Source organism: Peribacillus frigoritolerans (genome assembly GCF_030676415.1).
GTDB classification, from domain to species: domain Bacteria; phylum Bacillota; class Bacilli; order Bacillales; family DSM-1321; genus Peribacillus; species Peribacillus frigoritolerans_A.
This window is the reverse complement of sequence record NZ_JAUUTW010000028.1, coordinates 37,664-52,062: the sequence shown is the minus strand read 5'-3', so window position 1 is coordinate 52,062 and position 14,399 is coordinate 37,664. Positions and strand designations below refer to the sequence as shown.

Below are 14,399 nucleotides of genomic sequence, written 5' to 3'. Positions count from 1 at the left end.
CTCCCGAACGCTGGGCATTCAAAGAGGGCTCTGTTAAGGGTATATATATTCTATTCCAAGAAATCTTTCAAGCGTTTGCTGCGGCTTGGATGTCTCAGTTTACGTAGCGCCTTCGCTTCGATTTGACGGATACGCTCGCGGGTGACCCCAAACACTTTACCTACTTCTTCAAGTGTACGGGTGCGGCCATCATCAAGTCCAAAGCGGAGTCTCAAGACGTTCTCTTCACGGTCAGTAAGAGTATCCAATACGTCTTCAAGCTGTTCTTTCAATAGTTCATATGCTGCATGTTCCGATGGGGAAGTCGCATCCTGATCTTCAATGAAATCGCCTAAATGCGAATCGTCTTCTTCACCTATTGGCGTTTCCAATGAAACAGGCTCCTGAGCTATTTTCAAGATTTCACGAACTTTTTCAGGAGTTAAGTCCATATCCTCCGCAATTTCTTCCGGAGAAGGTTCACGTCCTAAATCCTGAAGAAGCTGTCTTTGGACACGGATCAATTTATTGATGGTTTCCACCATATGCACCGGTATCCGGATCGTTCTTGCTTGGTCGGCAATGGCACGGGTTATCGCTTGGCGAATCCACCATGTTGCATACGTACTGAATTTGAATCCCTTGCGGTAATCAAATTTTTCCACTGCTTTGATTAGTCCCATATTACCTTCCTGAATCAAATCAAGGAAAAGCATCCCGCGTCCGACATAGCGCTTGGCGATACTGACAACAAGACGAAGGTTAGCTTCTGCCAAACGGCGTTTAGCTTCCTCATCTCCATCTTCAATTCTCGTCGCCAGAGAGATTTCCTCTTCTGCCGATAAAAGGTCGACCCGGCCAATTTCCTTTAAATACATTCGTACTGGGTCATTAATTTTAACGCCAGGAGGAACACTTAAATCATTTAAGTCAAACTCTTCTTCTTTTGCAAGTTTCTTCTCATCTGGATCATCTTCATCCTCGTCTTCCTCACCATCAGTGAGTATTTCGACGCCGTTTTCTGCTAACACCTCATAGAACTCATCCATTTGATCGGAATCCAACTCAAAACCGCCAATCATTTCAGCGATTTTTTCTAAAGTCAAAGAGCCTCGTTTTTTACCTAGCTCCAGTAATTTTTCTTTCACCTGTTCAAGGCTAAATTCATTATCAACTTGTTTGGAACGTGCTGGTTTTTCAGCCATTAGTTCCCCTCCTTCCAGGACTTACACCTAAACGACTACAACATTTTACGCAATTTAATGATTTCCATGGCAATTTGTGCAGCAGTGACATAATCACTTCGTCTGACTGCATCTTTTTCTTCAACTTGTTTTTCTTTTATCTTTAACAACTTTTCATATTTCAACACTTGATTTATACAATCGGTCAGTTCTTTATCGGTAACTTCCTCATTCACTGACATCATTTCTATTTCCGAAACGATCCTTCTCAAGTTTGGATCCGGTAAATAAGTAAGGAAAAAGCTTGTATCCGGTTCGTGTCCATCTTCATAGAACGCATATAAATAGGTGATGATTGCCTGATGTTCATCTACATGAAAGACCGTTTGCCCAAGCAACTGCTGAATTTTGAAAGTCATATCCCTGCTTTTTAGCATATGGGCAATCAACTTCGTTTCAGCATTATGGTGAGCAGGCTTTAACTTATGCTCATATTGCAGGGCCATTTTCTTTTGGGCTGCCGGCTGCGGCAGTGTCCCCTTCTTGCGTTCCGTAAAGAACACCTGACGCTGCTGCTGTTCCAGCGCATCCAATGAAAGGGAAAATTCAGAGGATAGCTGCCGGAGATAATGATCCCTCTCCACTGCATTGGGCAATCGCGAAATTTCTTTAAGGACTTCTTCGATATATTGAATTCGATCTCCTTCATTATTTACATTTTTCCCTCGACGCAAATAATGCATTTTGAATGCCATGTAGGTTAAACTGGCCCCTATTACTTCAGAAACAAAGCTTTTTTCACCGAATTCCTTTATGTAGTCATCGGGGTCCAGGTTATCAGGCATGAGAGCGACCTTCACGGAAAACTCATGGTCCTGTAGCATATTAACTGCACGATTGGCTGCGTTCAATCCCGCAGAGTCCGAATCGTAGCAAATAAGTATCTGGTCAGTATTCCTTTTTAAAAGCTGGATATGCTGGTCCGTCAGGGCAGTACCCATCGTGGCGACCGCATTTTCTACACCTGCGCCAACTGCTGAAATGCAATCGGCAAAGCCTTCAAAAATGACTGCTTGTTCTTTCTTTCGTATGTGTGGTCTTGCATGATGGAAATTATATAAAGTTTTACTTTTATTAAAGATTGGCGTTTCAGGACTATTCAAATATTTGGGCTCATCGTCCCCCATCGCTCTTCCTGAAAACGCAATCGTATTTCCTTGATGATCCATAATTGGGAACATGACTCTATTTCTGAAACGGTCAAAATATGACTCGTCTTTTTCCCTGTAAATAATAAGCCCTGCCTGCTCCATGTATTCCGCTGGAAACCCGCGTTTTAAAAGAAACTTGGACACGAAGTCCCATGAATCCAAAGAGTAGCCAATTTGGAACTTTTCTATCGTCTTTTCAGTAAATCCGCGTTTAAGTAAATATTCGAGAGCATCCTGCCCCTCTTTCGTATTAACGAGGAGATGATGATAAAACTTCCTCAGCAGGTCATGGGCTTCAACCATTTGCTGAGAGCCTGCCGGCATGTTAGATCGCTTGGAATCCTTATTGATTTCAACATCCAAAGGAACATTTCCCTTTTCAGCTAAAACTTTTGCAGATTCCACAAAGCTGTAGCCTTCTATATCCATTAAGAAGGTAAAAATATTTCCGCCTGCCCCGCAACCAAAACAATGAAAGATTTGTTTTTCCGTTGAAACGGAAAACGAGGGCGAGTTTTCACCATGAAAAGGACATAGGCCAAAGTAATTGCGCCCCTGCTTCTTCAGCTGGACATACTCCCCAATTAAATCAACAATGTCAACAGCTTCACGAATTTGATTAATTTTCTCATCTTCTATACGGCCATTTATCATTTTTCCACCTTGCAATATTGGTGATAGTTTCTAATTCGATACTGTTTCCTAATTCCCTGCAAAGTTCGACAATGTTTTCATAAGTTTATTTGTAAAACATGCACGATCTTCCTTTGTGAATGCTTTCGGCCCTTTCGTATGCTTACCCTGCCTGCGGAGTTTCGCCGACTGATAACGCATATCCAAGAGCATGAAAATATTCTCGTCTGTGTATTCTTTTCCCCTTGGCGAAAGGACATAAACGTTTTTAGGAAGCAGGGTCCCAGCCAAACCAATATCTGCAGTAACGACGATATCACCCTTTTTTACTGAGTTTACTATATAAAGATCTGCCGCTTCTTTGTCTGCGTCGACATACACCCATTTACCTTCAGGGTTATTCATCATATTTTTATATGATGCAACAAAACAGACTTCAACATCGTGCAAACTTGCACAATGAAGGATTTCGTCTTTCACCGGGCATGCATCGGCATCGACGTGTATCGTAGGTTTATTATTCATACCTTCTAATTCTACATCTTTCTGCATAATCCTTTTTCTCCCCTAAACTTTATGAAGATATGGTGAATTTCCAGCATTGATTCAGAGGGTTCCCTCTAAAAGAGCACACATTATTCTTCAAAGAATACCTGCTTATTTAAGTGAAAGCACCTCTTTTGCCTTGAAAAAGACCAGCCCCTCCTGAATTATACGGAACATGTCGAATTATTTTTATGATAAAAACCTTGACATCTCATTAACCTTTAGTTTATTCCTTATTAATTAAGTCTAAACCTTAAGATTACTTTTTTCTCACAATTTTTTATTATAGTCTATTTGTTTAGAAGATGCCAACATTTAAATTCCGAATGTGTTTTCATGCAAATCAATGGATTTACATTTGGAAACCACCAGGAATTTTATGTATTTATTTTGAACTTATTCTTGTTATTCCCTTATTTGACCTTGGCATTAAAATGTGAGCCGACACATAGAGTGTCGAGCTCACATTTTGATTTGCCTTAATTATAAGGATCAACGGTTTTTGTTTTGAAGGATATTGATTATCAAATTGGCTGTTTCTTCAACAGCTTTATTGGTTACATCAATGATAGGACAGTTCAACCTTGATATGATTGTATCAAAGTATGTCAATTCTTCTTTTATGCGCTCCACATTTGCGTAAATGGCATGATCATTGAGCCCAAGTGACTTTAATCGTTCTTTACGAATATGGTTCAGCTTTTCCGGGCTGATCTTTAAACCAATGCATTTTTCAGGAGGTACCAGGAACAGCTCTTCTGGAGGTTCCACTTCAGGCACTAAAGGTACGTTCGCCACTTTATAGCGTTTGTGTGCTAAATACTGTGATAATGGCGTTTTGGAAGTGCGTGAAACACCCACAAGGACGATATCTGCACGTAAAATGCCTCGAGGGTCACGTCCATCATCATATTTTACAGCAAATTCAATGGCTTCCACACGCTTGAAATAGTCATCATCCAGCTTTCTTACCAGACCAGGTTCATTAAGCGGCCCTTTTGGCGCCCTTTCCTGAAGGATGTCCATGAGCGGCCCTAAAATGTCATAAGCAGACAGGTTTTCTTTCTCGACCTGTGCTTTCATATACGCTCTAATAGCTGGCTTCACTAGAGTATATGCAATGATCGCCCCATCCAACTTAGCCAATGATATTACTTCATCCACGTTTTGTTCATCTTCAATATACGGAATTCTCTTTATGGAAAAAGCAGATCCCGAGAACTGGCTTGCAGCGGCTTTTGTAACCAATTCCGCTGTTTCCCCTACTGAATCCGATACAACATATATAATAGAACCGTTCATATTCTCCGTCATTCCTTTTGCAAGCCCCCTAATAGCCTTCATCAGCCAAAGCTACGAATGCTTTCGTAATATTGGTTTTTGTAATCCTTCCAATTACTTCATAGCCTTTTTCTGTGTCTTTGACGACCGGTAATGAGTCGATTTGTTTATCAATCAATTTTTTGGCAACATCAATCAAAAGGTCTTCTTTTGAGCACATTGTAATATTGGGCATCCTAGTCATGATGATATTGACAGGAATGGAGTTAAGCTCTTGTTTCCCAATACTCGCACGCAACAAGTCTTTCCTTGATAGGACACCAACAAGCAATGCATGCTTATCGACGACGAACATTGTTCCGACATCTTCTAAAAACATCATGACGATTGCATCATATACGGAAATGCCCTCGTCAACAACGACAGGTATCGATTGGTGGTCTCGTACATAAAGATGGTTAAGGCTATCTGTCAAAAGCTGTGTCCCTGACCTGCCTGTATAGAAATACCCTACTCGGGGCCTGGCATCAAGAAAACCTGCCATCGTTAAAATCGCTAGATCCGGACGAAGTGTCGCCCTTGTAAGGTTCAATCTATCCGCAATATGTTCTCCAGTAATCGGTCCGTTTTCTTTTACAATTTGTAAAATTTGTTCCTGACGCTTATTCAATTGGATTATAATCACCACCCCACTGCTTTCGCAGAGTAAAGTAACAAAAGTTATTCATTTAATAATTATATACTAAATTATTTAATTAGGGCATTTTTGTCCTATTTATTGACCATTTATCTTTTTAAGAAATCGGAAACCCTTATTTAAAGTGTTTCCGATTTCCATCCATCCTTTCGATCATGAAAGGATGATTTTATTCATGGCAGCAAAACCTGCAACCAAATCACTGATTTCCTTCATTAAGGATAAACGGTTATTACGGATTGCTTCATCATCTGCCATGACCATTGTATTCTCGAAATATGACTCTATTTCCGTTTGAAGCGAAACAAGCTGTTCAAACCGCTCATTCTCATCTTTAGATTCCATATAACGCATTGCTACTTTTTGGAATTTTTCATATAGCGCTGTTTCTTGATCATTTTCAAAGGCACTAGGGTCGACTGTCACCTTATTGTCACATTTTACGGCTATGTTCATGATCCGACTTAAAGCTTCCAGGCTTTCTTTAAAGCCTGCTTCGTCTTTTTTCGCATCCAATACATGTGCACGTTCCACGATAGAGTGGATATAACCGATCTCATTGAACAGAACTGCATCAATCAAATCATAACGGATTTGCTGTTCTTGAAGCAGATGTTTGACACGGGCTTTAAAGAATATGAACATATCCGCTTTAACTTCTTCAAGATCACGTTTTAAGATGCCTTTTGATTCCAGTCCTTTAAGGCCTAAAATAATAAGCTCCTCTAAAGAAATATTCCATTTCTTCTCTGCTAGAATCTGGACGACACCGCTCGCCTGCCTTCTTAATGCGTAAGGATCCTGGGAACCTGTAGGAATGACGCCAATAGCGAAGAATGAAGACAGAGTATCAATTTTTTCAGCTAAACTCACAACCGCTCCTATGACTGAAGGCGGCACATTGTCATCCGCATGTCTTGGCATATAATGTTCATTGATAGCCGCGGCCACTTCTTTGGCTTCCCCTTTTAAGAGCGCATATTTTTCACCCATATACCCTTGCAATTCAGGGAATTCATAAACCATATGACTCACCAAATCGAACTTGGCAATTGCCGCTGTACGAAGCGCCATTTCTTTTTCCGCCTTTAAATTCAAAGCATCCGCAAGGGCACCGGTCACTGCTGTTACCCGGGCAGTTTTCTCGGCTAATGTACCAATTTCTTCATGATAAACGATGCTGTCAAGCTTTTTCAAAGCATCCTCAATCTCTTTTTTCTGATCTTCTTTATAGAAGAATGCTGCATCCGATAAGCGGGCACGCAATACTTTTTCATTACCTTTAGAAACCTTATCCAAATGGCGGTCATCGCCGTTACGCACGGTTACAAAGTAAGCAAGCAGTTTCCCGTCCTGATCTTTAACAGGGAAATAACGTTGGTGTTCCTTCATTGATGTGATAAGGACCTCAGAAGGAAGCTCAAGGAATTCTTCTTCAAAATGTCCAAATAACACCGTTGGATACTCTACCAAATTATTGACTTCTTCAAGCAGATCTTCATCGACTGGGATGATCCAGCCTTTCTCCTGCTCAAGTTCTTTAATCTGATCCAATATAACTTGTCGGCGTTTATCTGGATCCGCCATTACAAATTGTTCTTTTAGCGTATCTTCATACCGTTCCGGCTGCTCGATGATTGCGCTATCGCCCAAGAAACGGTGTCCTTTCGTTTCACGGCCCGTTTCCACATCAGCAATGCTAAATGGAACTATGTCATTGCCGAATAAGGCAATCAGCCATTTAATCGGACGGACGAAGCGGAGCTCCTGATTGGCCCAACGCATATTTTTCGGGAAAGTCATGCCGCTGATGATTTCCTGCAGCTCAGATAAAAGCTGAACGGTCTGCTGTCCTTTTATGAATTTATTCACATGGGCATATTCCACACCCTTGAGTTCTTTAAAATAAATGTCCTCTGTAGTCATGCCTTGACCCCTGACGAATCCCAATGCGGCTTTAGACCAGTTGCCTTCGCTGTCCAAAGCGATTTTCTTAGCCGGACCTTTTGCTTCTTCTTCGATATCCTTTTGGGATTCTTCCACGTCTTTCACCAATACGGCCAAACGTCTTGGTGTGGAAAATGCTTCAACCGTTCCGAATTCAATCGCTTTTTCCGTTAGCCATTGCTGCACTTTATCTGACAACTGTTTCATTGATGCTGTCACAAAACGGGCAGGCAGCTCTTCCAATCCAATCTCCAATAACAAATCACGCTTGCTCATTTGTATTCTCCCCTTTCACTTTCAGGATCGGGAAGCCTAATTTTTCCCGCTCTTCATAGAAGGTTTTGGCAACCTTACGCGCTAGGTTACGGCACCGGGCAATATAACCCGTTCTTTCCGTCACCGAGATGGCACCTTTGGCATCCAAAAGGTTAAATGTATGTGAACATTTTAAAACATAATCATATGCAGGATGTACAAGTCCTTCTTCCATTTGGCGATGCGCTTCCTTTTCATACATCGTGAAAAGCTGAAACAGCATATCAAGGTCCGAGGTTTCGAACGTATATTTCGAATGTTCGTATTCCGGCTGTCCAAATATATCCCGAACTGTGAATCCATCTGTCCATTCTAGGTCAAATACGTTTTCCTTATCTTGAATGTAAGAGGCGAGACGTTCGATCCCGTATGTAATTTCCACGGAAACCGGCTTACACTCAAGGCCGCCCACTTGTTGGAAATATGTAAATTGCGTGATTTCCATTCCATCAAGCCACACTTCCCAACCGAGACCAGCACACCCTAATGATGGATTTTCCCAGTTGTCCTCCACAAAGCGAATATCATGCTCAAGCGGATTTATCCCTAAAGCGCGTAATGAATCCAAATATAACTCTTGGATATTGTCAGGCGACGGCTTCATGATCACTTGGAATTGATGATGCTGATACAGTCGATTAGGGTTCTCACCATAACGACCGTCAGCAGGACGGCGGGAAGGCTCTACGTAAGCAACGCTCCAAGGCTCCGGTCCAATGGCTCTCAGGAACGTGTATGGGCTCATCGTTCCCGCCCCTTTCTCGACATCATAAGCATTCATTAATATGCAGCCTTGTTCAGACCAATGCTTTTGTAACGTTAAAATCATATTTTGAATATTCATCGTACACCTCCAGGTTATTTAAAGCGGCTCTTTTTAAAATAAAGGTCGGAACCCATTACATTTTGGCAAACAAAAAACTCCCGTCCCTATGCGAAATGCATAGGGACGAGAGTATACCCGCGGTTCCACCCTAATTGCCGTTTATAAAACGGCCTCTTTTCAAAGCAACATGCTCCGGAAACGCCTTTCCCTGTAAATCCATATCCCGGCTTCCACCGTCCCGGGTTCGCTTTTTATGGAGAATGACAGATACTCTTTTCCATCAACGCAATCTTCTTATTTTGATGATTAGAATTTTATACAAACTAGCATGGAATGTCAATAGGTCAGATCCTAAAACATATCTTTCATCGTATCAATCTGTTTCAGGAACTTTTTTGATTTCAAATGCAGACCAGAATATTCCTCATAATAAGCATCGATGATCTTCTGCAGTTCTTTTTTGGTTTCAGGCTTGACGGAAATGTTTCCGAGCCTTGATAAATCGAAATAATAAAAGATCCGCAGCAATTTGACGGCTGCAGGTGAAATTTTATAATGATAAGGGTCTTTCCCCAGACAGCGGTGACAGATAAAGCCCGCTTCCCGAAGCGAGAAGGAGAATTCCCCTTCCGTTTCACCACATACAGCACACTGGTTCAGCACAGGGTTAATCCCATTGACGGGTAGCATCTTCATTTCAAAAATGAATTTCAAAACCTCTGCGTCATATTCCTCGTTTATGTAATGCAAGGTTTGCAAAAGCAATTCATACAAATATGGATTCGGTTTCTTATCCTCGACGCTTTTATCAAGCAATTCAACAATATAGGAAGCATAAGCAGTGGCAAAAAGATCCTCCCTTATGAAACGGAGTGAATCGACCATTTCGCCTTGCTGAAGACTTCCGAGTCCGGTTGATGTGGTTACAAGGAAATACCCGGAGCAAAAAAGCTGTGTGACGGCAGAAAGCCTGCTGTTAGGTTTACTGGCTCCTCTAGCCATAACGCCAATTTTTCCTAGCTCACGGGTATATATAGTAATGATTTTGTTATTTTCTCCATATGCAGTTCGCCTTATGACAATGCCCTCACATTTTTGGAGCATACCAAGACACCACCCATGCTCGCCAAGACTAACCTATGAAACAGGAAAATCAATTTCTGCTAGCTCATCATTCAATACCAAGTGTCTTTCCTGTCTTTCGACTTCTATCTCCTTAAACAGCAAATAGGTGTCCACATTACCCGTTTCACTAAATAATTCCCAGGTAAAATCCAACATATAAAGCCCACCTTTCATTTTTAACTAGCAATATTAATATCCGACCATATGATTAGCTTGACCGTTTTCCAAACTTTCATGACGCGTAAATTTTGTTAATTAATACTCGCTCTCATTGAAACCATAATCGCGGAGCTGGCTAGCTTTGTTACGCCAATCCTTCTGTACCTTCACCCACAGTTCCAAGAAAACTTTCGAGCCCAATAAGTTTTCGATATCCACTCTGGCACGGCTACCGACTTCTTTAAGCATTTTCCCTTGCTTTCCGATGACAATGCCTTTTTGTGAATCACGTTCGACAACGATCGTCGCCATGACATTTATGGTGTCGCTGTTGTCCATTTTTTTAATTGAATCGATGACAACAGCCACCGAATGCGGAATTTCTTCACGTGTCAGGTGCAGTACCTTCTCGCGGACCAATTCGGAAATGATAAAACGTTCCGGATGGTCGGTCACTTGGTCAGCTGGATAAAACTGGGGACCTTCAGGCAGGTGTTCCTTGATTTGTTCGAGCAGTGTATCTACGTTATTTCCTTCAAGCGCAGAAATCGGAACGACTGCCGCAAAAGGGTAAAGCTTTTGGTATTTTTCAATGATCGGAAGTAAATCATCTGGATGCATCGCATCGATTTTGTTTACAACTAGGAAAACAGGCGTTTTTACGGATTGAAGTTTTTCGATGATAAACTCGTCACCGCGTCCGTATCCTTCAGTCGCATTGATCATGAAGAGAATCAAATCGACTTCCTTCAATGTATTCGTTGCCACTTTCATCATGAAGTCACCAAGCTTATGCTTTGGTTTATGAATGCCGGGTGTATCGATGAAAATCATTTGTGAATCGTTTTGTGTAAGTACACCCTGGACCTTATTTCTTGTAGTTTGCGGTTTATCGCTCATAATGGCGATCTTTTGACCGATGACCCGATTCAGAAATGTACTCTTTCCAACATTAGGTCGTCCAATAATCGAAATGAAACCTGATTTGTAATCTTTTACTTGTGTATCATCAAATAGTTTATCCATTTAAATCCTCCGGTGAAAAAGCTCCTGGAAGCAATTCCTGTACTGTTAGTTCTTTTATATCCCCATGTAAGTTGGTCAAAACGACCGGCATATCCTTTTCGCACAGTTCTGAAATAACCTGCCTGCATGCCCCGCATGGAGAAACGGGACCATCGGTATCTGCCACGACTGCAAGTTTAGTGAATTTTTTATCGTTATGGGCATAAGCGCTGAATAAAGCTGTCCTTTCGGCGCAATTACACATGCTGTATGCAGCATTTTCTATATTACAACCATGATAGACCTTTCCATCAGCGGTTAAAAGGGCTGCCCCCACCTTAAATTTGGAGTAAGGCACATAAGCTTTATCCCTTGCTTTTTTAGCTTCCTCAATCAATTCTTTTGTATTCAATTCACATCTTCCTTTCAAATTGAGTACCATTTCGGCAACCTACAGGCCAAACTTAGGCAAAAAGATAATCAATCCAACTATTATAGAAAATATAGCATATATGAATACAGCTCCGGCTGCAATATCTTTTGCCTGCTTGGCAAGCGGATGGATTTGATCCGTTACCAGGTCCACTACCCTTTCAATCGCTGAATTAACGAGCTCCAACGTAATCGTACCGGCTATGGCCGCCAAAATGAAAAGCCACTCCATCCCATTCAGTGAGAAGTACCAACCAAAGAATACGACGATTGCCGTTAACGCGAAATGAATCTTGATATTGCGTTCAGTCCGAACAGCCTCCAAAATTCCCTGACAGGCAAAAGAGAAACTTTTTAATAAAGGATACCTTTTTTTACCCTTCTCTTGAAAGTCCATATTCTTCCAAGATCTCCTTTTGTTTGGTGAACATCACTTTTTCATCTTCTTCATTCATGTGGTCGAATCCCAATAAATGAAGAAAGCCATGCAGTGCTAAAAAACCAAGTTCCCGGTCAAATGAATGACCATATTCTTCAGCCTGTTCTTTCGTGCGTTCAATGGAAATGATGATATCCCCTAACATGCGGGGCATTTCCGCTCCGACAATTTCCACTTCATCTTTTCCCATTTCTTCAAGTGCAAAAGAAATGACATCTGTAGCTGAATCTTTATGACGATATTCTTTATTGATCTCCCGAATCCTATCATTGTCTACAAATGTAACAGACAGCTCGGTGTCTTTTTCAATGTTTTCTTTTCTTGCCGCAAATTGCAGAATGCTTTCAACAAGCTGCTGAGCTTCCTCCGTTACTTCATTCGTTTCATCCATTAAATCGATAGCTAAAATCATTCTTTCACCTTCTGTCCTAATTTATCCGACTCCGGATATTCAATCCTGGAGTGGAAGATACCATTCAGCGATTCACATAAGGAATGCTTCACGATACTCAATTCTCTCATAGTAATGTCACATTCATCAAATTGACCATCAGAAATCCTGTCCTGAATGATGAAACTTACCAGCTCTTCAATCTTCTCCGGTGTAGGGTGCTTCATCGATCTCACTGCAGCTTCCACACTATCGGCTATGCCGATGACGGCTACTTCCTTCATTTTCGCCCTCGGCCCGGGATATCGGTAGGCAGCTTCGAGTGTGGACTCATCCTGTTTTTTTGCCTTATGGAAGAAAAACTTCAATAAAGTGGTCCCATGATGCTGCTCCGCAATATCCACAATCTCTTTCGGGAATTTGTGACTGCGAAGCATCTCCCCGCCATCTACGGCATGGGCAATGATGATATCCCTGCTTATTTCCGGCTGCAGCCGATCATGCGGGTTCTCTTCATTCATCTGATTTTCGATGAAGAAGTGCGGCCGCTTCGTTTTACCGATATCATGATAATAGCTGCCGACCCTTGCCAGCAATCCATTCGACCCGATGGCTTCACAAGCCGATTCCGCCAAATTGGCGACCATTACACTATGATGATATGTCCCCGGAGCCTCAATCAAGATCCTCCGCAATAACGGATGATTCGGATTTGCGAGCTCGATGAGTTTAATCGATGATAAGATCCCGAAACCAGCCTCGAAAAACGGTAATAGGCCCATTGTCAAAACGGCTGAACCCACACCAGAACCTATGGCAGCAGCAGCATAATACAAGTACTCCATTCTAGTATAATGGCTGTCCATAATAAAGATGAGCGAAAAAACAAATGCCATATTGATTAAAGACAATAGCAGCCCCGCTACCAGCACCTTCGATTTGAAATTTGGCCTAGATAGAATGATGATTGCCGTCAATCCCCCGAAAATGATATAAAGCCCTATCGAGAAATCCAGATTTCCAGGTGTATCACCATTAAATATAATCGTACCATACGAACCTAACAACATGATCATCGCTACCGCTAACTTATCATTCAATAATATCTTGATGAGCATCGCCGCCATGGCACCCGGGAAAATGTATTCCAAGTTCGAGTTTTTCAGGTCTGCCAGAATGCTGACCGTTTTCATGGTAGCCATAGAAAGGATAAAGACAAGACTGAAGATCAATAACTGATTGTACTTGTTATCCTTTTTGGAAACGGAATAGTAGAAATAGTAATAAAAAGCGGCAAAAGTCAGGAATATGAATAACAGCAGGCCGATATACGGGTAAACGGTGGACTCCGTATTTAAGAAGCCTGCCAGTTCAAGCTGCCTATATACATCCCTGTCCACTAATTGATTTTCTTCAACGATGATCTGACCTTGAAGGATCCTGATTGGCTCCACGCTTTCAACCGCTTTCCTTCGCTGTTCCTCGGTTTTGTCCTTATCGAAAAATACATTCTGAATGATTGCCGCACTCGCAAGGGAAGAGGAGGCTTTTTTCATATCGCCGCTGATGCTCATATAACCCAATTCCTCTACAACCTTTTTCTTGGCATTTTCCACGTCACTTGCAGCGATTCGGGAGCTCATCACATTATTCACAGCTGTAATGGTTGAATCCTTCGCTATTTTCAACTCATCTTCATCCGCCTGCACTAATGCAAGGAAAACGGATTCCTCGATATTTTTATTCACTTCATCGGTTAATTTTTCTTTTAAAATGGATACTTTTTGAGCATCCGTCTTTACGGGCTCTTTTTTATCCTCTTTTCCCTCATCTTCTTTATGATCTTCATCGGGGTCCGTTTCTTTATTCACCTCAATTGCTGAATCGAAAATGGATGAAATTAGATCGACTTTATTTTTGGCATATTCTTTTTTTAAAGAATAGACATCCGCCACCTGTTTTGAAATCTCTTCTTTTTCCTGTTCCGTCTTATAGGTATCTTCCACAGTCTTGGTTGAACGGATTGTTTGTTCCGCAGGCTTAAAAAGCTCTACCTGAACCCGTTCCGGCTTAACATTGGAGAACATTAACCCATACGCAAACAAACCAAGTATGATGAACAAAAGCACTTGAAAAAAGCGATGGACCAACAGCCCTTTTATTTGAGTGAAAAATTTCTGGATACGATTCAAGGAAGGTCCTCCTAAAAAAATGATGTTTATTATTCTA

The 14,399-nt window shown here is 41.6% G+C and carries 14 protein-coding genes and 1 other annotated feature; all 14 genes read right to left on the bottom strand.

Translation table 11 applies throughout. The features are described from left to right. Positions 1-50: 50 nt before the first annotated feature. The 14 genes from rpoD to Q8G36_RS21735 all read right to left on the bottom strand — a co-directional run bounded on the left by rpoD (position 51) and on the right by Q8G36_RS21735 (position 14,362). Positions 51-1,184: an RNA polymerase sigma factor RpoD gene (gene rpoD, locus Q8G36_RS21800; RefSeq protein WP_034308477.1), complete on the bottom strand. Its 1,134-nt coding sequence runs from the start codon at positions 1,182-1,184 to the stop codon at positions 51-53. 35 nt (positions 1,185-1,219) lie between these two features. After that, a complete protein-coding gene (dnaG, locus tag Q8G36_RS21795; RefSeq protein WP_305161968.1) occupies positions 1,220-3,025 on the bottom strand; it encodes a DNA primase in 1,806 nt (601 codons plus the stop codon). A gap of 51 nt (positions 3,026-3,076) precedes the next feature. Beyond that, positions 3,077-3,532: a YaiI/YqxD family protein gene (locus Q8G36_RS21790; RefSeq protein ID WP_076366289.1), complete on the bottom strand. Its 456-nt coding sequence runs from the start codon at positions 3,530-3,532 to the stop codon at positions 3,077-3,079. 513 nt (positions 3,533-4,045) lie between these two features. Further along, positions 4,046-4,867 carry a pyruvate, water dikinase regulatory protein gene (locus Q8G36_RS21785; RefSeq protein ID WP_370662553.1) on the bottom strand — a complete coding sequence of 274 codons (822 nt, stop codon included), beginning with the start codon at positions 4,865-4,867 and terminating at the stop codon, positions 4,046-4,048. Between the two features lie 16 nt (positions 4,868-4,883). Further along, on the bottom strand, positions 4,884-5,522 hold the full coding sequence (locus tag Q8G36_RS21780) for a helix-turn-helix transcriptional regulator (protein ID WP_305161954.1): 639 nt from the start codon (positions 5,520-5,522) through the stop codon (positions 4,884-4,886). Between the two features lie 162 nt (positions 5,523-5,684). Beyond that, a complete protein-coding gene (glyS, locus tag Q8G36_RS21775) occupies positions 5,685-7,754 on the bottom strand; it encodes a glycine--tRNA ligase subunit beta (protein ID WP_305161953.1) in 2,070 nt (689 codons plus the stop codon). Further along, complete coding sequence (gene glyQ, locus Q8G36_RS21770; protein WP_034308488.1) at positions 7,741-8,637, bottom strand: glycine--tRNA ligase subunit alpha; 897 nt, start codon at positions 8,635-8,637, stop codon at positions 7,741-7,743. Before glyQ ends, glyS begins: the two co-directional genes overlap by 14 nt. A gap of 98 nt (positions 8,638-8,735) precedes the next feature. Further along, positions 8,736-8,912, bottom strand: a binding site (T-box leader). Positions 8,913-8,970: 58 nt separating this feature from the next. Further along, positions 8,971-9,723 carry a DNA repair protein RecO gene (recO, locus tag Q8G36_RS21765; RefSeq protein WP_305161952.1) on the bottom strand — a complete coding sequence of 251 codons (753 nt, stop codon included), beginning with the start codon at positions 9,721-9,723 and terminating at the stop codon, positions 8,971-8,973. A gap of 33 nt (positions 9,724-9,756) precedes the next feature. Further along, the gene (locus tag Q8G36_RS21760) at positions 9,757-9,900 is read right to left on the bottom strand and encodes a YqzL family protein (protein ID WP_101222596.1); all 144 of its coding nucleotides are present in this window, start codon (positions 9,898-9,900) and stop codon (positions 9,757-9,759) included. Between the two features lie 99 nt (positions 9,901-9,999). Continuing rightward, entirely contained in the window at positions 10,000-10,929 is a 930-nt protein-coding gene (era, locus tag Q8G36_RS21755; RefSeq protein WP_305161951.1) for a GTPase Era, read from the bottom strand. After that, the gene (locus Q8G36_RS21750; protein ID WP_076365241.1) at positions 10,922-11,320 is read right to left on the bottom strand and encodes a cytidine deaminase; all 399 of its coding nucleotides are present in this window, start codon (positions 11,318-11,320) and stop codon (positions 10,922-10,924) included. Before Q8G36_RS21750 ends, era begins: the two co-directional genes overlap by 8 nt. Before the next feature lie 39 nt (positions 11,321-11,359). Then, positions 11,360-11,737, bottom strand: coding sequence for a diacylglycerol kinase family protein (locus Q8G36_RS21745; protein ID WP_089361538.1), 378 nt, complete (start codon positions 11,735-11,737; stop codon positions 11,360-11,362). Further along, positions 11,715-12,191: an rRNA maturation RNase YbeY gene (ybeY, locus tag Q8G36_RS21740; RefSeq protein WP_305161950.1), complete on the bottom strand. Its 477-nt coding sequence runs from the start codon at positions 12,189-12,191 to the stop codon at positions 11,715-11,717. Before ybeY ends, Q8G36_RS21745 begins: the two co-directional genes overlap by 23 nt. Next, a complete protein-coding gene (locus Q8G36_RS21735) occupies positions 12,188-14,362 on the bottom strand; it encodes an HD family phosphohydrolase (protein WP_305161949.1) in 2,175 nt (724 codons plus the stop codon). The genes ybeY and Q8G36_RS21735 overlap by 4 nt, the downstream gene beginning before the upstream one ends. Between the last annotated feature and the right edge of the window lie 37 nt (positions 14,363-14,399).